Annotated in this window: 21 protein-coding genes, 1 tRNA gene and 1 pseudogene; 14 read left to right on the top strand and 9 right to left on the bottom strand. The window is 62.5% G+C overall.

Features of this window, described 5'->3' with window-relative positions; all coding sequences use genetic code 11:
* The first annotated feature begins 11 nt into the window (after window positions 1-11).
* From V3587_RS20020 to V3587_RS19980, 9 genes and pseudogenes are all read left to right on the top strand, one after another.
* Complete coding sequence (locus V3587_RS20020; protein WP_283377224.1) at window positions 12-1,106, top strand: ABC transporter ATP-binding protein; 1,095 nt, start codon at window positions 12-14, stop codon at window positions 1,104-1,106.
* 47 nt (window positions 1,107-1,153) lie between these two features.
* A complete protein-coding gene (locus tag V3587_RS20015) occupies window positions 1,154-2,071 on the top strand; it encodes a carbohydrate kinase family protein (RefSeq protein WP_058039426.1) in 918 nt (305 codons plus the stop codon).
* Between the two features lie 95 nt (window positions 2,072-2,166).
* The gene (locus V3587_RS20010; protein ID WP_058039427.1) at window positions 2,167-4,383 is read left to right on the top strand and encodes an MMPL family transporter; all 2,217 of its coding nucleotides are present in this window, start codon (window positions 2,167-2,169) and stop codon (window positions 4,381-4,383) included.
* 18 nt (window positions 4,384-4,401) lie between these two features.
* Window positions 4,402-5,604 carry a sensor histidine kinase gene (locus V3587_RS20005; protein WP_283377223.1) on the top strand — a complete coding sequence of 401 codons (1,203 nt, stop codon included), beginning with the start codon at window positions 4,402-4,404 and terminating at the stop codon, window positions 5,602-5,604.
* Window positions 5,601-6,275 carry a response regulator transcription factor gene (locus V3587_RS20000; protein WP_042450142.1) on the top strand — a complete coding sequence of 225 codons (675 nt, stop codon included), beginning with the start codon at window positions 5,601-5,603 and terminating at the stop codon, window positions 6,273-6,275. Before V3587_RS20005 ends, V3587_RS20000 begins: the two co-directional genes overlap by 4 nt.
* A 63-nt stretch (window positions 6,276-6,338) precedes the next feature.
* A pseudogene (locus V3587_RS19995) lies at window positions 6,339-7,642 on the top strand (DUF222 domain-containing protein).
* Between the two features lie 308 nt (window positions 7,643-7,950).
* Entirely contained in the window at window positions 7,951-9,078 is a 1,128-nt protein-coding gene (locus tag V3587_RS19990; protein ID WP_003941638.1) for an NDMA-dependent alcohol dehydrogenase, read from the top strand.
* Window positions 9,079-9,114: 36 nt separating this feature from the next.
* Window positions 9,115-9,954, top strand: a complete 840-nt coding sequence (locus V3587_RS19985) for a serine hydrolase domain-containing protein (RefSeq protein WP_047270813.1) — start codon at window positions 9,115-9,117, stop codon at window positions 9,952-9,954.
* Window positions 9,955-10,082: 128 nt separating this feature from the next.
* Entirely contained in the window at window positions 10,083-10,592 is a 510-nt protein-coding gene (locus tag V3587_RS19980; protein WP_042445731.1) for a DUF3145 domain-containing protein, read from the top strand.
* 110 nt (window positions 10,593-10,702) lie between these two features.
* Here V3587_RS19980 and V3587_RS19975 read toward each other — a convergent pair whose 3' ends face one another.
* The 6 genes from V3587_RS19975 to aceE all read right to left on the bottom strand — a co-directional run bounded on the left by V3587_RS19975 (window position 10,703) and on the right by aceE (window position 19,182).
* Entirely contained in the window at window positions 10,703-12,136 is a 1,434-nt protein-coding gene (locus V3587_RS19975; RefSeq protein WP_003941597.1) for an acyl-CoA carboxylase subunit beta, read from the bottom strand.
* 108 nt (window positions 12,137-12,244) lie between these two features.
* Window positions 12,245-13,495, bottom strand: coding sequence for a KasA/KasB family beta-ketoacyl-ACP synthase (locus V3587_RS19970; RefSeq protein WP_283377222.1), 1,251 nt, complete (start codon window positions 13,493-13,495; stop codon window positions 12,245-12,247).
* Between the two features lie 7 nt (window positions 13,496-13,502).
* Window positions 13,503-13,778: a meromycolate extension acyl carrier protein AcpM gene (gene acpM / locus V3587_RS19965; RefSeq protein WP_003941649.1), complete on the bottom strand. Its 276-nt coding sequence runs from the start codon at window positions 13,776-13,778 to the stop codon at window positions 13,503-13,505.
* 84 nt (window positions 13,779-13,862) lie between these two features.
* Window positions 13,863-14,771, bottom strand: a complete 909-nt coding sequence (locus tag V3587_RS19960) for an ACP S-malonyltransferase (RefSeq protein ID WP_007735477.1) — start codon at window positions 14,769-14,771, stop codon at window positions 13,863-13,865.
* Window positions 14,772-14,898: 127 nt separating this feature from the next.
* Window positions 14,899-16,227, bottom strand: coding sequence for a PucR family transcriptional regulator (locus tag V3587_RS19955; RefSeq protein WP_003941635.1), 1,329 nt, complete (start codon window positions 16,225-16,227; stop codon window positions 14,899-14,901).
* A gap of 99 nt (window positions 16,228-16,326) precedes the next feature.
* Window positions 16,327-19,182: a pyruvate dehydrogenase (acetyl-transferring), homodimeric type gene (gene aceE, locus V3587_RS19950; protein WP_042445740.1), complete on the bottom strand. Its 2,856-nt coding sequence runs from the start codon at window positions 19,180-19,182 to the stop codon at window positions 16,327-16,329.
* A 380-nt stretch (window positions 19,183-19,562) separates the two neighbouring features.
* Here aceE and V3587_RS19945 point away from each other — a divergent pair, with 380 nt between their 5' ends.
* The 4 genes from V3587_RS19945 to V3587_RS19930 all read left to right on the top strand — a co-directional run bounded on the left by V3587_RS19945 (window position 19,563) and on the right by V3587_RS19930 (window position 21,186).
* Window positions 19,563-19,976, top strand: coding sequence for a hypothetical protein (locus V3587_RS19945; RefSeq protein WP_223304496.1), 414 nt, complete (start codon window positions 19,563-19,565; stop codon window positions 19,974-19,976).
* A gap of 177 nt (window positions 19,977-20,153) precedes the next feature.
* Entirely contained in the window at window positions 20,154-20,579 is a 426-nt protein-coding gene (locus V3587_RS19940; RefSeq protein WP_003941575.1) for a DUF3052 domain-containing protein, read from the top strand.
* A gap of 35 nt (window positions 20,580-20,614) precedes the next feature.
* Complete coding sequence (locus V3587_RS19935; RefSeq protein ID WP_019748962.1) at window positions 20,615-21,079, top strand: peroxiredoxin; 465 nt, start codon at window positions 20,615-20,617, stop codon at window positions 21,077-21,079.
* A gap of 32 nt (window positions 21,080-21,111) precedes the next feature.
* Window positions 21,112-21,186, top strand: a tRNA-Val gene (locus tag V3587_RS19930).
* 96 nt (window positions 21,187-21,282) lie between these two features.
* On the opposite strand, the gene V3587_RS19925 is transcribed toward V3587_RS19930, so the two are convergent.
* Together V3587_RS19925 and V3587_RS19920 are read right to left on the bottom strand one after the other, a co-directional pair.
* Window positions 21,283-21,468 carry a hypothetical protein gene (locus V3587_RS19925; RefSeq protein WP_331702585.1) on the bottom strand — a complete coding sequence of 62 codons (186 nt, stop codon included), beginning with the start codon at window positions 21,466-21,468 and terminating at the stop codon, window positions 21,283-21,285.
* Window positions 21,419-22,066 (bottom strand): hypothetical protein, encoded by a 648-nt coding sequence (locus V3587_RS19920; RefSeq protein WP_283377221.1) that lies wholly within the window; start codon window positions 22,064-22,066, stop codon window positions 21,419-21,421. The genes V3587_RS19925 and V3587_RS19920 overlap by 50 nt, the downstream gene beginning before the upstream one ends.
* A 22-nt stretch (window positions 22,067-22,088) precedes the next feature.
* Between V3587_RS19920 and V3587_RS19915 the strand changes: the two genes are divergently transcribed.
* Complete coding sequence (locus V3587_RS19915) at window positions 22,089-22,256, top strand: hypothetical protein (protein WP_283377220.1); 168 nt, start codon at window positions 22,089-22,091, stop codon at window positions 22,254-22,256.
* Window positions 22,257-22,533: 277 nt separating this feature from the next.
* Here the strand turns inward: V3587_RS19915 and V3587_RS19910 are convergent, their stop codons facing one another.
* Window positions 22,534-23,556 (bottom strand): hypothetical protein, encoded by a 1,023-nt coding sequence (locus V3587_RS19910; RefSeq protein ID WP_331702547.1) that lies wholly within the window; start codon window positions 23,554-23,556, stop codon window positions 22,534-22,536.
* Window positions 23,557-23,762 lie beyond the last annotated feature (206 nt).

Here is a 23,762-nt window from a genome sequence, read left to right as displayed (position 1 = left end):
AGGAGTTCGTCATGGCTGAAATCTCGTACCAGAAAGCGTCTTGCATCTACGAAGGTGCCGGGACCCTCGCTGTCGATTCACTCGATCTCGACATCAACGACGGGGAGTTCATCGTGCTCGTCGGTCCGTCAGGTTCCGGAAAGTCCACGGCCCTGCGCATGTTGGCAGGGCTCGAGGACATCGATTCCGGCGCGATCACCATCAACGGCAAGGACATGACCGATGTCCCGTCCAAGGATCGCGACATCGCAATGGTCTTCCAGAATTACGCGCTGTACCCCAACAAAACCGTCGGGGAAAATATGGGGTTCGCGTTGAAGATGCGCGGTGTGCCCGTCGAGGAGCGTAAGAAGAAAGTGGCCGAAGCGGCCAAACTGCTTGACCTGACTGACTATCTCGACCGCAAGCCGGCCAAGCTTTCCGGTGGTCAACGGCAGCGAGTTGCCATGGGCCGAGCTATCGTTCGTGAACCGCAAGTGTTCTGCATGGACGAGCCGCTCTCCAACCTCGACGCAAAGCTACGCGTCCAGACCCGCACGCAGATCGCGGCGTTGCAGCGTCGTCTCGGAACCACCACCGTCTACGTCACGCACGATCAGGTGGAAGCGATGACGATGGGTGATCGAGTGGCAGTGCTCAAGGGCGGCAAGTTGCAACAATTCGCCTCTCCGACCGAACTTTACGATCGGCCGGCCAATGCTTTTGTTGCCGGTTTCATCGGATCTCCAGGTATGAACTTGGTAACGGCGCCGGTCAGTTCGGGTGGGGTGCGTTTCGGTGACGTCGAGGTTCCGCTGGACCGCGAGCAGATGGCGGCAATCGCCGCGGCCGGTCTGGACTCGGTCACAGTAGGAATTCGACCCGAGCAATTCCAGGTGGTTGCCGCTGGAGACGGAATCGCAGCTCAGATCGACCTGGTAGAGGAACTGGGCAACGAGTCGTACATCTACGCACACGTGCCTGGTACCGAAGCCGACCCGATCTCGCTCGTTGCACGCACCGGCGGTCGATCGAAGCTGCAGTACGGCCAGACGCTGGGCTTCGAGCGGGTGGACGGCCTCGTTCACCTCTTCGACCCGGCTACGGGCGAGCGTGTGGGTAGCTGAATCCCATCACATCCATCTTCGACTGGTGAGAAGGTTAGGGTCTACCGATGAGTGATACACGCGAACGATCCGTCGTGGTGTGTGGTGAGGGACTGGTTGATCTGGTTCCGGTGGGGGAGAACTTCTCACCCAAGTTGGGCGGTGGACCGTTCAACGTTGCGATTGCACTGGGTCGACTCGGATCCGACGTGGGATTCGTCTCTCGCTTGTCCACAGACGCTTTCGGAGATCGGATGATCGACTCGCTGGCCGCGTCCAATGTCGACACAACTGGGGTCGAACGTGGGCCCGAGCCGACAACTCTGGCCGTCGTGAACCTTGCAGCGGACGGAGGTGCGCGGTATTCCTTCTACCTCGAGGGAACGGCGGATCGACAGTTCGCGCTGCCGAAACTTCCCTCTGCCCGGGCATTCTCGTTCGGAACGCTGTCGCTGGTGCTCGAGCCCGGGGCCTCTGCCTACGAAGCTTTGCTGCACGAAGCACACGCCCGCGGTCGACTCACCATGGTCGACCCCAACATTCGTCCGGCGGTGATCTCCGACCCGGACGCGTATCGACGACGGTTTCGTTCGTGGTTGCCCGCCATCGATATTCTCAAAGTGAGCGACGACGACGCGAAGTGGTTGGGTTGGGTCGACGGCGCCGAGTGGCTCCACGAAGGCGTCGGCGCCGTCCTGCTCACCCGTGGTGGTGACGGGTTGCGGTTGATCACCGAGGAACTCGATGTTTCGGTGCCGGCGCCCGCGGTCGACGTCGCGGACACGATCGGTGCGGGCGATACCGTTCACGGAGCCCTGTTGGCCTACCTTGATCGTCACGACGCACTCGACGTCGCTGTTGTGCGTGCGTTCACCGAGGCAGATTGGTCGGCCGCGTTGACCTTTGCCGCACGCGCGGCAGCCGTCACCGTGTCACGTCCCGGGGCGGATCCGCCGTGGTCAAGGGAGTTGGGCCGGCCCGTCTAGCACTGGGGACCACCGCCCTACTGCGAGCGCAGTACGTCGAACTGCCTACCTGTGCACGATGTGCGACGGGGTCGTGTATCGGCACAGTGACACGCATGTCGATATTCCTGTACAAACTCTCGCGACTCGCGTTTCGGCGCCGTTGGGCAATGGTGGGCTTCTGGGTCGTCCTGCTGGTGGCGGGCGGAGTAGGCGCAGCAACGCTGTCCGGTCCGACCGTCAATACGTTGTCGATTCCGGGCACCGAATCACAAGCGGCGCAAGATCTTCTGGCTGAAAGATTTCCGCAATCGTCCACCGACGGAGCCAGTGCTCGCATCGTCTTCGAATCTCCGGCGGGCACGACGCTCACCGATCCGGCGATTCGACAATCCGTCAGTGACTTGGTCTCTGCGCTCGGGAAGGATCCTGAGATTGCAGCGGTATCGGATCCGTATGCCTCCGGCGGAGTGTCGCCGACTGGGACGATCGGATACATGCAGGTCTCCTATACCGCCGACTCGATGGACTTACCGGACAGTTCGAAAGAACTGCTCGAGTCCGCCGTCCACGACGCCGCGGATTCAGGGCTGGCAGTCGATGTTGCCGGCAACGTGCTGATGGAAAGCAGCGCCGAATCGATGGGAGAGGTGATCGGAGTCGCGATCGCCGCGGTGGTGCTGACCGTCACCTTCGGTTCCTTGGTTGCGGCGGGGCTTCCCTTGATCAGCGCGTTGATCGGCATCGGCATCGCGATCTGCACGATCACAATCGCAACTGGTTTCATCGAATTAGGTTCGAGCACAACCGTCCTGGCAATGATGCTGGGGCTCGCCGTGGCGATCGACTATTCGCTCTTCATCGTCTCGCGCTACCGCTCCGAACTACGTGACGGACATGATCCAGAAATTGCTGCGGGCCGCGCAGCGGGGACTGCGGGTTCGGCCGTAGTGTTCGCGGGGTTGACGGTGCTCATCGCATTGGCAGGACTGTTCGTCGTGAACATCCCGTTCCTGACGAGCATGGGTCTGGCTGCAGCATTCGCAGTTGCTGTTGCAGTGGTGATTTCACTGACGCTGCTGCCCGCCACACTCGGATTTGCAGGGTCGCGCGTCATGAGTCGGTCTGATCGTCGACTGCTGGCGTCCGGCGGTGAACTGACACACCGGAAACAGTCGGAGGGGGCGGGCTCGCGATGGGCCAAGTTCGTGATCCGGCGTCGAGTTCCGGTTTTGCTCGCGTCAGTCCTCGGGCTGGGATTGCTGGCGATCCCCACATTCGGAATCAACCTGAGTTTGGCGAGCCCACCAGTGCCCGACACAACTGCCGCCAGGGCTACCGACCGACTATCCGAGGGGTTCGGTGCCGGGTTCAGCGGTCCGCTCATGGTGGTCGTCGACGTTGCCGACGCCGCAGATCCGGCAGCGGCATTGAGCGGCGCCCAGGAAAAGCTCGGTGCTCTGCCCGACGTAGCGGCAGTGACGCCGCCAGCACTCAATCAGGCCGGCGATACAGCAGTCATCACGGTGGTTCCCTCGAGTGGCCCGGAAACCGAGGCAACAAAGGCGCTCGTCGCAGATATACGTGAGGTCGCCGGATCACTGACCGACGAGACCGGAGCCACGATGTCGGTCACCGGTCAGACAGCGTTGACGATCGACGTCTCGGACCGCCTGGCTGATGCCCTCGTTCCCTACCTCGCATTGGTCGTCGGCCTCGCCTTCATTCTTTTGATGCTGGTGTTCCGCTCGATCTTGGTACCGCTCAAGGCAACTCTCGGATTTCTGCTCTCGATCGGTGCGACGTTCGGTGTGCTGGTCGCGATCTTCCAGTGGGGTTGGTTCGCCGGCATTCTCGGAATCGAAGGTCAAACCGGATCAGTTGTGGCGATGTTGCCCATCTTCATGATTGGCATCGTCTTCGGGTTGGCGATGGACTACCAGGTGTTCCTGGTGACCAGAATGCGTGAAGCGTTCGTCCACGGTGACGGACCGGATGAAGCAGTCGTGAAGGGCTTCGACCAGGGCGCGCGAGTGGTCACGGCCGCGGCGCTGATCATGATCGCCGTTTTCGCGGGCTTCATCTTCGGCGGCGACGCCTTCATCATGCAGATCGGACTCGGACTCTCGTTCGCGGTTCTGTTCGACGCCTTCGTGATTCGTATGACCGTCGTACCGGCCGTCATGTCCCTGTTGGGCTCGAGGGCATGGTGGTTCCCCTCATGGCTGGACCGGTTGGTCCCGAACGTCGATGTCGAGGGGGAGCAGTTGACTGCGCTGCTCGCAGATTCGAAGGAATCCAGTGAACCCACGAGCGACAAGTTGTCGGTGTGACCCGGATACGGTAGATCGATGACTTCGACATCGACGTGGGGTCGATGGTGTGCGGAACACCCGCGCACCATCGACCTGGCACTGGCGATTCTCGTGCTCCTTGCCACGTGGACGGCGCACCGCATCGCGCTCGACGGCAATGACACCCGCGAGGTCACGGTTGTGGGAGTGCTTGTAACAGCGATCGCAGCGGCAACCATCGTGTTCCGAAGGCGCTATCCGTTCTCGGCACTGGCGGTGGCAGTACTCCTCGGCGTATTGATGATTGCACTGTCAGCGCCGCCGAATGCCGGCACAGGTTCCGCAGCGATGGTGTGCCTCTACTACGTTGCCAGCACGAGTGACCGCCGGAGGACCTTCTTCGCAGCGGCGAGCACAGTCAGCCCGCTGATGCTCGTCACGATCTTCCTGGGAGTGGGGAACAATCTCCTGCAGGAGGCACTGGGGTTGTTGGCTTGGTTGCTGATGGCAAGTTTTGCCGGCGCCGAGGTCCGTTCTCGCCGAGCCTATCTGGAGTCCGTCGAGGCGCGCGCGGTGCAAGCGGAAAGAATGCGCGAGGACGAGGCCCGACACCGCGTCGTCGAAGAAAGGATGCGGATTGCGCGAGACCTGCACGACGTTGTCGCGCACCACATTGCCTTGGTCAACCTGCAAGTCGGGGTCGCGTCGCACTTGATCGGGAAAGACCCGGAGAAGGCGACGACTGCACTACGCGGAGTGGAGGAAACGTCCAAGGCGGCACTCGATGAAATTCGGGCCACGGTCGGAGTTCTCCGTGATGCTCAGGACGGTGATCGCTCGATGAAGCCGGCTCCGGGGCTTTCGGATCTACCGGCACTGGTGGATCAATTCGTCAGTGCAGGAATGGAAATCGATGTGCGCGCTGTGGGTTCGCTGCGCCCACTCGGGCCCGCAGTAGATCTCACAGCGTACCGAATTATCCAGGAGGCACTCGTGAATGCGAGCAAGCATGCGCTGCCAGGAGCCGTCACCGTGTCGTTGTCATACGAAGCCGAGGTTCTGATGCTGTCGGTCGAAAACGCCGGAACGGCAGTGCCTTCGACGTCACCACCCGGGTACGGACTGCTGGGAATGAAGGAGAGGGCACAGGCGATGGGAGGCGAGGTCTCAGCAGGATTCCGCGCCGACGGGGGATTTCGTGTGGACGCCCAACTACCGCTTGTCTCGGTGTCCAGGGGTTCGGAGCGTGAGGAGTCGTGAGTATTCGGGTGGTAGTGGCAGACGATCAGGCGCTCTTCCGTCAAACGCTTGCGCTGCTGATCGGTTCGGAAGAGGACATGGAGGTGGTCGCCGAGGCGGCAGACGGAGAGCAGGCATTCCAGGCGGCGCTCGAGCATCGACCCGACGTTGTATTGATGGACATTCGAATGCCAGGCACCAGCGGAGTCGAAGCGACCGCCATGATTGCCGATCATCCGGATTTGACCGACGTGCACGTGTTGATTCTTACCACCTTCGAAGTGGATGAGCATGTGGCACAGGCGATCCGGGCGGGAGCCAGCGGCTTCATCGGCAAAGGAATCCGAGCCGAGGATCTACTCGATGCTGTTCGGACGGTCGCAGGTGGGAACTCTTTGCTGTCGCCGATTGCGACCAGCGCGTTGATTTCTCGGTTCCTTTCCACTCCGTCGCGGGCCGACTCGACTTCTGGGATTTTCGGTCAGTTGACCCCACGCGAACTCGAAGTGGTAACCCTCGTTGCCCTCGGGATGTCCAACGACGAAATCGCTGCGGAATTGGTGATCAGCGCGGTCACGGCAAAAACGCACGTGAACCGGGCGATGACAAAACTGGATGTCCGCGACCGCGCGCAACTGGTGGTTCTCGCCTATCAATGCGGTGTGGTGATTCCGGGACGCTCGGTGGATTGACTCGAGAAACTCTTGACTCGAACGGGTGTTCGAGTATTGTCGGGGAGGGGATCGGGGGATTCAATGAGTGTCTTGTTGTCGGATGTGGTGTCGGGTTCTGCGGTGGGGTTGCGCGGACGGTTGTGGCAGTTGTCTGCTTCTGAGTTGCGTACCGCTGCTGTCGAGGCGAGTGTGGAGATTCTGCGCCTCGAGGCGGTTCGAGTGGCCGTGGTGGACGAGTTGTCGTTGCGCCCGGATGATCAGGTGATTGCCAGCCGCGGTGTGGGTGCGTGGTTGGCGGCGAACACGATGTTGCAGGTTCGGGACGGGAAAAGATCGCCGCGTTGGGTGCGGCTTTGCGGCCGTTTCCGGCGGTGGCGGCTCGGTTCGATGGCGGGGATTGCTCGTTCGATCATGCTGTGTTGATCGTGGCGTTCTGTGAGTCACCGCCGAAGGGGATGCCGGAGGAGGCGCTACCGAAGTGCATCGATTTGTTGTTGGCGGCTGCGTCGGGTGTGGAGGCGACGACGACGAAAGTGCGGAACGTGATCGCGACCTTGGAGCGGTTGTTCGAATCGGATGAGATCCCGCCCGCCGAGGATGTCGATCTCAACGAGTTGCGGATCGCCTCGACATTGAACGGTCGAGTGGTGGTGCGCGGCGATTTCGATGCCCTGACCGGTGAAATGTTGTTGTCGGCGTTGTCGAATCTGACGATGCCCACCCCAGCACCGGACGGAACCCCGGATTCTCGGTCGGCAGCGAAACGCACTGCGGACGGGTTCACCGAACTGATCCGCCGTTACCTGGACTGCGCCAAAACAGGCACAGACGGTGGCCAACGCCCGCACGTGAACGTGCACATCAATGCTCGGGATCTGGCCGAGCACCGGGACTGCGCCGCAACACCCTCCACTGCTGATGACGGAATGGCTGTGTCGGATCTCGATGTCGGGCACATGCCCTGGCTCGGGCCACTGTCCGTGTCGCAGACCAGGCTCCTCGGGTGTGACTGCTTCCTGTCCACCGTCCTGCTCGACGATCACGGCGCGCCCTTGGATGCGAAACCAGGAAAGAGGTTGGTCACCGCCGAACAACGGACTGCGTTGATTGCCCGCGACAGAGGCTGCGCCTTCCCGGGCTGCACATGCTTGCCCGCCTGGACGGATGCGCACCATATCCGGCACTGGGCGAACGGCGGCCCGACGGTGATGAACAACCTGGTCCTGCTGTGCCGTTCACATCATCGGTTGATGCACCGCAAATCCGAGTTCGTCGGCAAATGGGAAATTCGGATCGGTGTCGACAACAAACCGTGGTTCATCCCGCCGCTCTCGATCGACCCGCAGCAGCAACCGAGGCCGGCGAACACCACCTTCAAAACCTGAGGACGAACCTCAGATGCACCAGAACATGCCCAGGTCTGTTTCAGACCCGCTGCTCTGTGTCCGACCGATTGGTGGGAGGTGGAGTCGAATGGTTGCGTGCTTTCGGGGCGGCTCTACTTTCGGGTGCCCGTGTGGCCTGTCCCACTCAGTGGGTCATTATTCCGTCGTTGCCGCGCCGGTTGTGCCAGGTCATTTGGACGTCTGACCTGCAGTGCAAAATCTTTCGTTAGAACACGTTCCAATTTCGCAGATTTGTGGCTATGGTCACAGAGATAGATGCGGGTGTGCGAATGAAAGGGTGAAGTGACGTGAAGACCAAGGGTGCAATCCTGTGGGGCCTCAATGAAAAGTGGTCCGTCGAGGAGATCGAGATCGGTGAGCCGGTAGCCGGCGAAGTTCAGATTCGCATGGAAGCGGCCGGAATGTGCCACTCCGATCACCACATCGTCACCGGCGCGACCCCGATGCCGTCGTTCCCCGTCATGGGTGGGCACGAGGGTTCGGGCGTCATCACCAAGCTCGGCCCGGAGGTCAAGGGTCTGGAGGTCGGCGACCACGTCGTTCTGTCCTTCATTCCGGCTTGTGGAACCTGTCCGGCGTGCTCGGCCGGCCATCAGAACCTGTGTGACCTCGGGATGGGCCTCCTCAGCGGCCAGGCCATCAGTGACGGTACCTACCGAATCCAGGCTCGCGGCGAAAACGTGATCCCGATGTGCCTGCTAGGGACGTTCTCGCCCTACATGGTCGTGAACCAGTCGTCAGTGGTGAAGATCGACAAGGATATTCCGTTCGAGGTTGCCGCACTCGTCGGTTGCGGCGTCCCGACCGGTTGGGGATCGGCAACCCACATCGCCGATGTGAAGCCCGGCGAAGACGTTGTGATCATGGGTGTCGGCGGCGTCGGTATCAGTGCGCTACAGGGTGCAGTTGCATCGGGCGCCCGGTACATCTTTGCCATCGACCCCGTGCCGTGGAAGCGTGAGCAGGCTCTGAAGTTCGGCGCAACGCACGCTTTCGAAAGCGCTGCCGCTGCCATTCAGCCGATCATCGACGCTACGTATGGCCGCATGGCACAGAAGACGATCATCACCGTCGGCGAAATGAAGGGTGAGTACGTCGAAGAAGCGATGATTCTGACGGCAAAGGCCGGCCGTTGTGTCGTCACCGCAATGGGGCACCTGACGGACATGGATGTGAAGCTGAACCTGTTCCTGATGGCGATGCTTCAGAAGGACCTTCAGGGCAACATTTTCGGCGGTGGCAACGCTCGCCAGGACGTGCCGAACCTCCTCGCGATGTACAAGGCAGGCAAGCTGAACCTCGACGACATGGTCACTCGGACCTACACGCTCGAAGGCGTGAACGACGGCTACCAGGACATGTTGGATGGCAAGAACATCCGCGGCGTCATCCGCTACACCGAAGCTGACTGGTGATCGGAAGCGCAACCCTTGTGCCAGTAGTCTGATCGGGTGCCCAGTACTCACAGTCTCGACGTAATCCAGCAGTGGCCGGTCGACAATGCGGCAGCGGTCGTCCTCTCCGGAAAGAATCCCGGTGAGGGCGACCGCATTCGTGCTTTCAGTGGCGACCAGGCGCATGTTTTCCCCCTGGCTTCGGTGACAAAACTGTTGTGCGCCTACGCGATTCTCGTGGCACTGGAGGAGGGGGCGGTCGAGTTGGATGGGCCGGCCGGGCCTGAGGGGTCGACCGTTCGTCATCTCCTCGCACATGCTTCGGGATTGGCATTCGCCGAACGTGTTGTTCAGGCGCCGGTGGCGTCGAAGCGGATCTACTCGAGTGCGGGGTTCGAGGTGCTTGCCGAGTTGGTTTCCCGGGAGACCGAGATCGAATTTGCCGACTATCTGGCCGAGGCGGTGTTCGCGCCGTTGGCGATGACCAGCGCGGCTCTTGTCGGTCCGGCCGGTCACGGTGCGCAGGCATCGGCAGACGACTTGGCCAAGTTCGCGGCTGAACTGCTCTCGCCGACTCTGGTCTCGGCGCAGACGTTCGCAGAGGCGACAACTGTGCAGTTCCCGGGGCTCAACGGAATTCTTCCGGGCTATGGCTCTCAGCGCCCCAACGACTGGGGGCTCGGATTCGAAATTCGGGGCGACAAGCGTCCGCATTGGACGGGTCTCGAGAACTCGGCCGCTACCTTCGGTCATTTCGGCCAGTCCGGGACGTTCCTGTGGGTCGATCCCACGATCGATACTGCGTGCGTCGTGCTTACCGATCGCGATTTCGGTGATTGGGCCAAGCCTTTGTGGACCGAATTGTCGGATGGCGTGGTCGGTGAAGTTTCGCGGTAGAGCACAAATTTCTCTCCTTCCACTGGCGCAACACGGGTAACACAAGGCACACTGTTCAATCGAGCGTGCTGCACGAACTCGACAGAGGTCGTTGGGGAAGACGTCCCTCGTCGAAGCAGGAGGCTCGAGTGCGCGAAATGAATCAATTCGCGGACGTGACGACTGGTGTGGTTTACATCCACTCGTCGCCCGCGGCGCTGTGCCCGCACGTGGATTGGGCTTTGTCCGCCACGTTGGACAGCCCTGCCAAGCTCAGATGGACCTCACAGCCTGCCTACGACGGGCTTCTGCGTGCGACGACGGACTGGACGGGTCCCGTCGGAACCTGTGCCCGCCTGGTCGACTCGCTACGCGCGTGGCCGATGTTGCGGTTCGAGGTCACCGAGGACCCGAGTCACGGCGTCGACGGCGAACGGTACAGCCATGTGCCCGGTCTGGGCCTGTGGCGCGGATCCACCAGTGCGAACGGTGATGTCGTCGTAGGGGAGATGAAACTGCGGTCCATCATGAATTCCGGTGGAGACATCGCCGCGGAAATCGATCGGGCGATAGGTACACCGTGGGACGAGGAACTCGAACCCTTCCGGAGTTCAGGCGAAGGTGCCGAAGTGACATGGCTGCGAAGGCGTGTCAGCTGACCGAGGTCCATCCTGAACCCGGAGTGCTCTCGCGGCTTGAACGACAAAGACTCGAATGACAAAGGTGGGCCCCGCCGTATCGGCGAGGCCCACCTTGCTGTCCAGGGTTGTCAGAGCGGAATGTTCTTGTGCCGCGCGCGGACAGATGGTGCAGACGCGAGGGCAGCGGTCACGATGCTGCGAGTCTTCGCCGGGTCGATTTCCTCGTCGACGACGCCGATTTCGACCGCGCGGTCGACGCCGCCCGCGATTGCCTCGTGCTCGGCAGCGAGTCGGTCGTGCAATGCTTCACGCTCGTCGTCCGGTGCAGCTGCGAGGGCCCGCTTGTGCAGGATGCCGACAGCAGCCTTCGCACCCATCACGGCTACTTCGGAGTTGGGCCAAGCGAATACGGCCGTGGCTCCCAGTGCTCGCGAGTTCATCGCGATGTAGGCGCCGCCGTAGATCTTTCGAGTGACGACGGTGACGCGGGGGACCGTTGCCTCGGCGAAGGCGTGAAGTAACTTCGCTCCGCGTCGGACAACGCCTTCCCACTCCATCGAGACGCCCGGCAAATACCCGGGAACATCGACGACGACCACGAGCGGCACGCCAAATGCGTTGCACAGTCGCACGAATCGAGCGGCCTTCTCTGCACTTTCGGAGTTCAGGCACCCCCCGAGTCGCAGTGGGTTGTTCGCAATGACGCCAACGGTGCGTCCGGCCATCCGGCCGAAACCGGTGACGATGCTCCGAGCGTAATTGCCTTGCAGTTCTTCGAAACTCGACTCGCCTTCGACGTTGTCGAGCATTTCGTGAACGATGGGACGAACGTCGTATGCACGTTTTGCGGACGCAGGCATCATGGCGCGCAGATCGCTGTCGCCGAGTTCCGCTGCCCGCTGATCGAATTCGCCCTGCTCGCACATCATCGAGACCAGGCGTCGTGCGCGGTGCAATGCGTCGGCCTCGTCGTGTGCGGCGATGTGCGCGACACCCGACTTCTTGGTGTGTGTGTCCGGACCGCCGAGTGACACCATGTCGACCTGTTCGCCGGTGACACTACGAACTACGTCTGGCCCGGTGACGAACACTCGGCCTTCCGGCGCCATGATCACGACATCGGTGAGGGCTGGACCGTACGCGGCTCCGCCAGCGGCAAAGCCGAGCACGACGGAAATTTGAGGTATGAGACCCGACGCGCGGACCATGGCCTCGAAGACCAGTCCGACGGCGTGGAGCGCCTCGACGCCTTCAGCCAGACGCGCGCCACCGGAGTGCCAGAGGCCCACGATGGGGGACTCTTCCTCGATGGCGGTATCGATGGCTTTGACGAGGTGTTTGCAACCGTCGACGCCCATGGCGCCACCCATGACAGTGGCGTCGGAGCAGTATGCGATGGTGCGGACGCCGTCGATGTTTCCGGACGCAGCGAGCACACCGGACTTGTCACGGGCGTGGAGCGGCACTGTTGTGCCGGGGTCGAACAGATTTTCCAGGCGCGCAAGAGGATCGCGCGGGTCTGTCGATGATTCGGACTTTGTCACGGGGGCCAGGATGGTCATCGCGTCCTCCTTCAGTACGAGCCTTGGGTGGAACGAAAGGTCGGTGTTGTCCGCGGGTGACGTTGTGTTGCAACGACACCCGCGGACAGGTGCAAACCACGGTTCGGGCTAGGCCCGACCGAAGGCGAGCGCGACATTGTGCCCACCGAAACCGAACGAGTTGTTCAGTGCGAAATCGAAAGAGCCGGTTCGGGGTTCACCCTTGACGACATCGAGATCGATTTCTGGATCCTGGCTGTCAACATTGAGCGTGGGCGGGATGATCCCGTCACGCACTGCCAGAACCGTGAGGACTGATTCGAGGGCGCCGACAGCGCCGATCGAGTGTCCCAGCGCGGATTTCGGGCCGTACACCGCAGCGTGATTGCCGACCGCTGCGTTGATTGCCTTTGCCTCTGCGATGTCACCGATCGGCGTCGCAGTGGCGTGGGCGTTGATGTGCTTGATGTCGGACTTCGTCAGTCCGGCCATCTCGATTGCTCGGGTCATGGCTCGCGCCGCGCCCAGGCCTTCCGGATGCGGTGCCACGATGTGGTACCCGTCCGAAGTGATTCCGGAACCGAGCAGGCGGGCGTGAATCGTTGCCCCGCGTGCCTTGGCGTGCTCCTCGGTTTCGAGGATCATCAGGGCGCCGGCTTCGCCGAAGACAAATCCGTCGCGGTCCTTGTCGAAAGGACGTGAAGCTGCGGCCGGATTGTCGTTGTTGGTGCTCATCGCACGCATCATGGCGAAGCTCGCGATCGGAACGGCGTCGATGAAGCTCTCGACTCCACCAGCCACAACCATGTCCGCGTCACCCATGACAAGCATGCGGTGAGCGTGAGCAATTGCCTCGGAACCTGATGAACATGCCGACACCGGAGTGATGACGCCACCGCGGGCCCCGAGTTCGAGTCCGACCGTTGCGGCCGGTCCGTTGGGCATGACCATCTGCACCGAGAACGGGGACACCTTGCGGTATCCGCCGCCACGGAGCTTGTCGACGGCGTCGATGAGCGTGTCGCCGCCGCCGAGTCCGGTGCCGATGACAACGGCCAGGCGGTCCTGATCGACTTCAGGGCTGCCGGCGTTGCTCCAGACCGTGCGACTCAACGTGAGGGCAAGGCGTTCCACCCAGCTCATCCGTCGAATTTCGACGCGGGACAAGCCCTCGTCCGGTGAAACCTTCAGGTGCCCGCCGATGCGAATGGGAAGGTCGAACTCGTCGATGAACGGGTCATCGAGGATTCCGATGCCGCTTTCGCCGGCGAGTAGCGCCTTCCACGTGCCATCCACATCACCAGCCACCGAGGTCGACGTCGCGAGGCTCGTGACGACGATGTCGGGGAATCTCCCTTTGCGGGTAGAAGCGGAAGTCACGGTCGGCTCACTCTGCGTTCTTGGCTTCGGCGCCTTCGGCTTCGAGCTTCTGGATGTACGCGACGATGTCGCCGACGGTGCGCAGGCCTGCGAGATCCTCGTCGGGGACCTTCACGCCGTACTTGTCTTCGGTCTGAACGGCGATCTCGACCATGGACAGGGAGTCGATATCGAGGTCGTCCACGAAGGACTTGTCGACGGTGACCTCGGAAGGCTCGATACCGGTGACCTCCTCCACGATCTGGCCGAGTTCCGCGATGATTTCTTCCTGAGTGTGGGCCACTGGTGTGGCTCCCTTCTTGATCGATTGAGGTGGGGTGAAACGTCCGGCCGCCGTTCGGGCTGATCGGCCGGGTGGGCGTCCGAGCTAGGTCAGCTCGGACAGTGCGGAGATATCCTCCGGGTTCTTGAGGGCCACCGTCGGTGTGCCACGCATTTCACGCTTGGCAATTCCGACGAGGGTTCCGGCCGGCGGGAGTTCCACGATCGCGCTGACTTCTGCTGTCCGCAACGACGCGGAGCAGAGGTCCCAACGAACGGGGCGGGTTACCTGCGCGGCAAGCTTGGTGAGGGCGTCGGCGCCCGAGGAGACGGGTGTGCCATCCGAGTTGGAAAGCAGCGTGCGCGTCGGATCGGAAGGGGTGATCTTGGCGGCAGCAGCTGCGACGGCGTCCTGCGCAGGCGCCATGAAGCGGGTGTGGAAAGCTCCGGCGACGGGTAGTGCGCGGACTCGGGCCTTTTCGGGTGCGTTTGCTGCGAGTTCTTCGAGCGCGGTGAGCAGTCCGGCCGCCACGATCTGGCCGGCCGCATTGCGGTTGGCTGCTTCCAGCCCGAGTTCTTCGATTCGTGCGAGCACTTCGGCTTCGTCTCCACCGAGAACGGCTGACATGCCCGTGGGCTCGAGCGCACAAGCCTTGGCCATCTCGGCGCCACGGAGGGCGGCAAGCGCGACCGCGTCGTCAGCGGAGATAACACCGGCGACCGCAGCAGCGGCAAGTTCACCCACCGAATGGCCGGCAGCGATGACGTCGGCGCCGAGGAGCCCACGTGATTCGATTTCCTCGTATGCCAGCAGAGCAGCGGCAACGACGAGGGGCTGGGTTACCGAGGTGTCGGTGATTTCTTCGGCGGTCGCGGTCGTGCCGAGTCGGACGAGGTCCAGGCCGGCTGCCTTCGACCACACTTCGAGGCGGTCTTGTGCTCCGGGCAGTGCCAGCCAGGGGCTGAGCATGCCGGGTGTCTGAGAGCCCTGTCCCGGGGCGAGCAACGAAATCACTTATTAAGAGAACACCGCCGCGAGCGACCTGCGAGATGTCGGTCGCGATGAACTCTGGCGAAGTGTTTTGTAGGGTTCCCACAAAATCCCACGTCGCGCTCGGCCATCGAAATTGGACGCTCAGGGGTTACAGGTTTGTTTGTCCGGATGTTAAAGATGTGACTGAAGTAACCGAATTGTTCGATTTGAGATCGATTTGTGTCAATCGGCCCACGGTAGCGGCGATCCGTAGTACATACGCGTCGCGTGGATTCGTTGGATCCCGGCCGGTAACTTCCGCGATTCGCTTCAAGCGGTACCGAACGGTATTTGGATGAACAAACAGAAGACGTGCACAAGTCTCAACCGCACCTCCACAGTCGAGATAACTGTCTAAAGTATCGGTCAAGACTGTGCCGGATTCAGCTAAAGGCGCGACAAGGAAATCGCGAAGAGCCTTCACGGCAGCGGCGTCTCCCAGTAGTGCCCGTTCCGGGAGCAGTTCAGTCGCGAAAACGGGACGAGGTGCGCCGCGCCACCCGGCAACAGCCTTGATTCCCGCCAGCGCTTCGGACGCACTGAAGTGCGCTGCGCTCAACGAGGGTGTCGTCGGGCCGATCACCACCGGCTCGTCGGCGAAACTCATGAGCAGGTCTTGAAGGAATTGGCTGCCTTCCGTCTTGCTACTCAGTTCCCCGCTGACGATCATCACCAGTCGCGGACCCTGCACCACGGCGAGAACAGCGCGCCCGTGCGCGGCGGCAGTCGCGTGGACGGTGCCGGCAACCGAGACCCGCTCGTCCGGCGGGGGAGACCCGACGATGACGGTGGCCGGAGCCGTGGCATCCCAGTTCAAGGTGGCGGCGCGAGAGAGCATGTCCGAGCCGGTGTCTCCCTGCACGACGGCGTCGACGACGAGCGCTTCCAGTCGCGTGTCCAGGGCACCCCGCGACTCGGCAGCGCTTGCGTACACCGTCGCTGCTGCGAAACCGAGTTCACGCCCGTAGCGCAGGACGGCTTCTGTCAGCGCGATCAGCTGCTGATCGTTGCGGGCGAGAGCCGGCAGCCATTTCTCGAAGAACTCCATCGCCACCCGGACCATGTCGACGGTCTGGCGCAGCGTGAGCTGTCGAGCAAGATCCTGAGGGATGACCGGAAACGACTCGTATCCGAAGCTGATCTCCGAGTCGAGTTGCCGCAGCCATTCCAGGAAATTCACCACCGACGTCTGCACCAACAGTTGAACGTCGGCGCGTTGCGAAGCGTCGAGACTGTCGAAGAACGGAAGCTGCTCCTCCATCACGGTCACGGCCTCGGTGGAGAGCCGGCCGGAGAACTGTTTGACGCGGCGGAGCAAGGCTTCTGGAAGTGGATCGCGAACCTGACGACGGCGGGCGAGTACAGCCTGCAACCCGGACGACTGTGGTCGAGTGCGGCGTACGCCCTCTTCGGGTTTCTCGGGATCAGGTTCGGGCATGAGAAAAACCTACGCCCATCGCCGCAGCGGATGTCGAGATGACACCCGCGGCGATGGGCGTAGGTCTGTTTTCGATCGCTGGGACTGTTGCCCTACGACTTAGGCGCTACCGGTGTCCCCGGTCTGCTCGGGAGCAGCATTCACGTCGTCGATGCGGTATCGGCTCGCTGCTTCGACGGCCTTCGACCGCTCGATCGATCCTTCCTTCGCCAAACCGATCAGCACGGCAACGACGATGGACTCGGCATCGACGTTGAAGTAGCGACGCGCTGCAGTGCGGGTGTCGGAGAACCCGAACCCGTCCGTGCCGAGCGTGGTGTAGTCGCCGGGAACCCACTGACGGATTTGATCCGAGACCGCCCGCATCCAGTCCGAAGCCGCGACGACGGGGCCTTGGGCCGAGGACAACGCCGTGGTGACGAAGGGAACCGGAGCATCCTCGGACGGATTGAGCAGCGCCTGACGTTCGCACTCGACGCCTTCGCGGCGCAGCTCACCCCAGGACGTGACCGACCAGACGTCGGCCGAGACGCCCCATTCGTCGGCAAGCAGCTTCTGCGCGCGCAGCCCCTCGGGCATCGCGACACCGGAGACGAGGATCTGTGCCTTCGGGCCCGATGCTTCGGACGTCTTGTAGAGGTAGATGCCCTTGAGCAAGCCCTCGACGTCGAGACCTTCGGGCTCCGCCGGCTGAACGTACGGCTCGTTGTAGATGGTCAGGTAGTAGAAGATGTTCTCGCCACCGAAACCGTCGACGCCCTCGGTGCCGCCGTACATGCGGCGCAAGCCGTCCTTGACGATGTGCGCCAACTCGTACGAGAACGCGGCGTCGTAGGTGACAGCTGCGGGGTTGGTGGATGCCAGGAGCAGGGAGTGTCCGTCGGCGTGCTGGAGACCTTCACCGGTCAGAGTTGTACGACCGGCGGTGGCGCCGAGAACGAATCCGCGAGCCATCTGGTCGGCGGCCGCCCACAGGCCGTCGCCGGTGCGCTGGAAACCGAACATCGAGTAGAAGATGTACAGCGGAATCATCGGTTCACCGTGGGTGGCGTACGACGTGCCGACTGCGGTGAACGAAGCCGTCGAACCGGCCTCGTTGATGCCCTCGTGCAGGATCTGGCCGATCGGGCTCTCCTTGTAGGCGAGCATGAGTTCGGCGTCGACGGACGTGTAGAGCTGCCCGTTGCGGTTGTAGATCTTCAGCGACGGGAACCACGAGTCCATACCGAACGTGCGAGCCTCGTCCGGGATGATCGGCACGATGCGCTTGCCGATTTCCTTGTCGCGCAACAGTTCCTTGAGGATGCGCACGATCGCCATGGTGGTGGCGACTTCCTGCTTGCCCGAACCCTTGCGGATGACGTCGTACGTCTTGTCCTCGGGGAGCTTGAGCGGAGCAGCGTCGGTGTTGCGGGAAGGCAGGAACCCGCCCAGTGCTTTACGACGGTCGAGCATGTACTTGATCTCGGGAGCGTCCGCGCCCGGGTGGTAGTACGGAGGCAGGTACGGATCCTTCTCGAGCTCGGCGTCCGAGATCGGGATGTGCTGCATGTCGCGGAACGCCTTGAGATCGTCCAGCGTCAGCTTCTTCATCTGGTGCGTGGCGTTGCGGCCCTCGAAGTGCTTACCGAGGGTGTAGCCCTTGATGGTGTGCGCCAGGATGACCGTCGGCTGGCCCTTGTGTGCCATGGCCGCTGCGTAGGCGGCGTGGACCTTGCGATAGTCGTGGCCACCGCGCTTGAGGTTCCAGATTTCCTGGTCTGTGAGGTCCTTGACCAGTTCCTTGGTGCGGGGGTCACGTCCGAAGAAGTGATCGCGTACGAACGCGCCGTCGTTGGCCTTGTACGTCTGGTAGTCACCGTCCGGCGTCACGTTCATCAGGTTGACCAGTGCGCCGTCGCGATCGGCGTGCAGCAGCGCATCCCACTCGCGACCCCAGACGACCTTGATGACGTTCCAGCCGGCACCGCGGAAGAACGATTCCAGTTCCTGGATGATCTTTCCGTTGCCGCGGACCGGGCCGTCGAGGCGTTGGAGGTTGCAGTTCACCACGAACGTGAGGTTGTCGAGGCCTTCGGTTGCCGCGACGTGAGCGAGGCCGCGTGACTCGGGCTCGTCCATTTCGCCGTCGCCGAGGAACGCCCACACGTGCTGATCGGTGGTGTCCTTGATGCCGCGGTCGTTGAGGTAGTGGTTGAACCGGGCCTGGTAGATGGCGTTCATCGGGCCGAGGCCCATCGAGACCGTCGGGAACTCCCAGAAGTCGGGAAGCAGCCGCGGGTGCGGGTAGGACGGCAGTGCGCCGCCGAAGTCGGCGTGGGACTTCTCCTGGCGGAATCCGTCGAGCTGTTCCGCGGGGATGCGGCCCTCGAGGAAGGCGCGTGCGTAGATGCCGGGGGAGGCGTGACCCTGGATGAAGATGTGGTCGCCACCGCCCGGGTGGTCCTTGCCGCGGAAGAAGTGGTTGAAGCCGACCTCGTACAACGCTGCCGAGGATGCGTAGGTGGAGATGTGACCGCCGACGCCGACGCCCGGTCGCTGAGCGCGGTGGACCATGATCGCGGCGTTCCAACGGATCCAGGCGCGATAGCGGCGCTCGACCTCTTCGTCACCGGGGAACCACGGCTCGTTTTCGGTCGGAATCGTGTTGACGTAGTCGGTCGACGTGAGCGCGGGGAGTGCGACGTGCTTCTCGCCGGCGCGTTCGAGCATGCGGAGCATGAGGTAGCGGGCACGCGTGGGTCCGGATCGATCCAGAAGTCCGTCGAATGATTCGAGCCATTCGGTGGTCTCGTCCGGATCGATGTCCGGCAGGTACGACGCAACACCTTCGCGAATGACGCGAACGCGACCGTCGGTTCCCCCCGGCGTATTCGACGCGGGCGAACCCGACTCGCCGGCGGCGCCGGAATCGGCGTTCTGCCCGGACGCGGGACCCTGGATCAGGTCAGACAACGTGTGCTCCTCATTGGTTTGGGGACGCGTGGTGGGGCGTCCTTACATAGGTGATCGAGGCCTTGTTAGGTCCGACGCACTTCCATCGTGAATATGGCGCGTACCTCATCTTTCACCATCCCGGTCGGTCCGGCACACCTCGCCTCTGGTTACTCTCGGGTAGCGTTTTTCGGCGTGACGCAGGGGTGTGATGGTTCCCCGTAGTCACAGGCTTGGGGGATCGATCGGAACGTATGAAGGGGTGGGAAAAAATAAACAAAGAAATCAATTACGGCAGGGTCGGGGCGTGGGTCTCGGTCGGATCGATCGCAGTGGGACTGTCGGTGATCGTGGGATGTTCGGCGGCGGTGACCGGATCGGCAGTACCCAATGAAGCGCACGTGGCTGCATACCAATCCGAGGTGAGTATTTCGATGGCCGCCGCATCCTCGTCGAAAGCGGCGGCAGATGCGGCAGAGGCGGCGTTCGCGATCTGTGAGGAAGCGGTCTCCCGATCGAAAAACGACGTGGTTGCGTTCAATGCCTACGTCGACGCCGGAAATCATGGTGAGACCGACCTGAGAGCCGAAGCAAGCGCTGCTGCTTCCTCGGCAAGGGAGACGGCCTCGTGGTTCGACTCGGTCTCGAGTGAACTTCCGACGCAACTTTCCGGACTGTTCGCCGAATTGGCCGCGAACCTACGTTCATCTGCTGTCGTGATCGAGAGTGATCATTCGGCCGATGAAATCAATTCGATCAGCGATACGAGCAATTCGATTCGCAAGTCGATCTTCGATGAATGTGGATCCCTGTGACCTGCGGTAATCCGCAGGCGTAAGGTTCGCCGTGTGTCAGAAGACGATCTTTGGTGAAAGTTTTCGGCGTGGTCGGCTTGCGCTAACGCCTCAGACCATGTTCGCTTTCCCTAATTGATCGTCAAACGGTAGGTGTGCGGGGTCGCCACACACCATCAACAAAAGGAGGACCCCACCGTGGTCGCCGCGGCGGATGCCCAGAACTACGCTCAGAAACTCGGGATTACCACTGACATGGTGGTGCAGGAACTGGGCTGGGATGAGGATACCGACGACGGCATTCGTGCCGCGGTTGAGGAAACCATCGGCGGGGAAATGCTCGACGAGGATTCCGACGAGGTCATCGACGTCGTGCTGCTGTGGTGGCGCGACGAGGACGGTGACCTGGTAGATGCTTTGATGGATGCCATCGGGCCACTCGCCGACGAAGGCTTCGTGTGGGTTCTCACTCCCAAGACCGGTCTCGACGGACATGTCGAGCCCAGCGAGATCGCCGAATCGGCGCCGACTGCCGGCCTGACGCAGACATCGGCAGCCAACCTCGGTGACTGGTCGGGAAGTCGACTGGTTCAGCCGAAGGCTCGTCCGGCCAACAAGCGCTGACCCGGTCCTTTCCGCACTTTCCCAAGGAATCGCACATGCCTCTCGAAGTTGGTGCCCAGGCACCGGATTTCACCTTGAAGGACCAGAACAACCAGGAAGTCTCGCTAGCAGATTTCCGCGGTAAGAAGAACGTTCTGCTGGTCTTCTATCCGTTGGCCTTCACCGGGACTTGTCAGGGGGAACTCTGCAAGGTCCGTGACGAGCTTCCGAAGTTCGAGAACGACGACACTGCCATTCTCGCGATTTCTGTCGGTGCTTCGCCGACTCACAAGATCTGGTCAGCTGAGCAGGGATACACATTTCCCTTGCTGTCGGACTTCTGGCCGCACGGTGAAGTCGCTCAGAAGTACGAGGTGTTCAACGACAAGTTGGGCTTCGCGAATCGTGGCACCTTTGTCATCGACAAAGACGGAGTCATTCGTTTTGCCGAGATGAACGGCCCCGGAGAAGCCCGTGACCACGGACTTTGGGCAAACGCGCTTGCCGCGCTAGAGTCTTAGAGCACTCCCGGTGAGGGTCTCACCGGGAGTTCGGGCGTGTAGCTCAGTGGTAGAGCTCTGGTTTTACACACCAGCGGTCGGGGGTTCGAAACCCTCCGCGCCCACCAGTGTTAGTGCAGGTCATCGACTTTCGGCTCGTGGCCGTCGGTGTCCCGGGAGCCGCCAGTGTCCCGAGAAGGTCCCAACCGGCTGGAGCACCACCGCTATCCGGCCGCTTCGGTGGCGTCGCCGAACAACGCCGCGCCCGCCGTTTTGAGTGCGTCGTCGTACACGTGCCCGTAGACCCGAAGCGTCATCGCCGGGTCGTGGCCCAACCACTTCGCGGTCGCCGAGACCGAGTTACCGGCGGCGAGCATGATGCTCGCCGCGGTGTGCCGCGCGTCGTGCAGTCGGATCGCCGGTACGCCCGCAGTCGTGGCGTTGCGCGCGAACTCGTCTCTCTACCACTCGGGCCGGAGCGCCGAACCGTCCTCGTGCACCGCGACGAGACCGGCATCGGGGGGTGCGATCGCCAGACGTTCGGACGCCTGCGTGGCATTCAGGGCAGCACCCGACGAGACCGCGCAGACTTCGGGTCGCCGACTCGGTGCTCGATCCGAGCGCCACTCGGCCCGCAACGACCGCCACGGTCCCGGCGTCGAGGTCGACGGACGACCACGACAGGCCGAGCACCTCGGAACGCCGCAGCACGCACAGTGTGAGAAACAAGCACGCGTGCAGGCCGTGGCCCCGCACCTGCGCACGGAAGGCTGCGACCTGTTCGCGGGTCCACGTCTGCATCTCGGCGGCGGTGATCTTGTGTCGCTCGACCAAGCGCGCCACGTTCCGGGTCAGTAGTCCCTGCTCGACCGCGTCATCGAGGGCCGCCGAGAGCTGCACGAGCATCGTCGTCACCGTGCGCTCGGACACCCCGCGGCGCTGCTGGGGGCGGCCGCCGAGTATCGCTCGGTCGAGTCGGCCCGGCTTGACGCGTTGCAGGCCGCGCACTGGACTGCCGCGGTGACTGGCGGTGAAGGCGGCCGAGTTCTGCCTGCGGGTGTCCGCTCAGCGGGCGAAGCTGCTCGGCCTGAACGTCCCCGAGAGGCTGCTCGTGTCGACGGGCACGGCATTGAGTGACGAGGACTACGCCGCGATGGTGGCCGAGCTGCTCGCAGCGCTGCATCCGTCTCCCGGGTAGGTGGAGGAACAGGACGATTAGGTGAACCCCGGCGTTCCGCAGAAGGTCGAACCGTGACTGCCCCCGCTGCGGCCCTCGGACGTCCGCGGCTGGCACCGCTGGCATCGACACCGTCGATCCTTGGGTGAGGAACTGATGGCAACCACGAGCACACCACCGCCGCGACCGAGCTGCGCCTGTGTCCGCAGCTGGTGCAGTCCGACGTGGACCGAGTTAGCAGACCGCCCGCCACGGTGGGACAATGACGGCCGAACTGGTTCCTAGGCCGTCATCGTTCTCAGCCGCTATCTCTGCCGGGGCCAGGCGCCCACTGGCTGGGGTCCATCCCCCCCGACTCTTCAAGGACGCGTGGCATCGAGATGCACGTGTAGTGGCCGCTATTCCCTAGTCGGCCCCACCCATGATCGAGTTTGCCCCGCTGGTGCGCGATTACGAGGTCCGTCGCGTCCCTGCCGAGATGCTGGTGGTCACACCGGGCGCGGGTGTCAACAAAGAGCTGTGGCTGTTCGGATGAGGAACAGACCAGAACTGCACATTCGAGGCCGCGATCGTCGATTGCGGTTGGTCGCTCGTTCCATGGCCGGATCACGCCTGGGAAGTCGGGCAGCGAAAACGGACGTTGTTCGGTCGCCCTAAGTTCCGTGTTGAACTCGGTTGAGCGTCGCGTCCCATCGGTGCCCCGATGAACTATCCAACCGTAGGGCTCGTGTTCCCCCTGCGTACCGGGGATTGCCCATGGGGACAGGCCATCTGAGGGCGAATCTAGTGCGGAGAGGAGCGCCGCATCGAACCGTACCGGCATGGCGAGAATCGCGACCCTCCCGCCGTTCTTGCGATCGAGGGTGCCGATGATGCCGTCCCCTAGTCCGTCGGGAAGCTGGGTGCCAGCTTTGCTGGTCATGATCATCACCGCGATCGCTGCCCCGACGCCTGATGCGGGGATCTCGACCTGAGTCTCATCGGAAAGAGGAACGGCTGCTAGTTCACTCTCGGGGAACTGCAGGCAGTATGCCGGAGTCCAGCCGCGGAAGATCTCGGTTTCGCTAAGCTCCCAGCGCAGTAACGCCCGCCTGTCGCCAGGGCGTGCAGCATCGCGAACCGCCTGGGAGAGGCCGTACTGGCCCCAACCGTCTTTATGCAGGCTGATCTTGAAGTCAACAATCTGTGTTCGCGGAGCAAGGTAGACGTCGTCGGTCGGCTTCTTGCCCTCCTGACCGGTCCACACGCGCCACTCGCTCGACCGCCGTCCGTCGGGTGCGACCACGACGAAACGACAAACAGTCTCTCTGGGGGAGTCCATGAATTGAACTTAGTCAGCGAACAGTTGTGCTGTCGCAGTTCAAAGTCGACGCCGATCCCGGTGCCGTCCGCACCTCGTGGAAGTTCCCCAGCGTGGAAAATCCGTCAGCGGGCTGCGTCTCGGTGGTCCACGGTGCCGCCCTTGATGTTGACGCCGCAACGGTACCAGCGCGATTCCGTAGATAGTTTCACCGGTTAGCAGTCATC

Source organism: Rhodococcus sp. IEGM 1306, from assembly GCF_036541985.1.
In the GTDB taxonomy this organism is placed as follows: Bacteria; Actinomycetota; Actinomycetes; order Mycobacteriales; family Mycobacteriaceae; genus Rhodococcus_F; species Rhodococcus_F qingshengii.
This window is presented reverse-complemented; position numbering and strand designations above follow the sequence as displayed.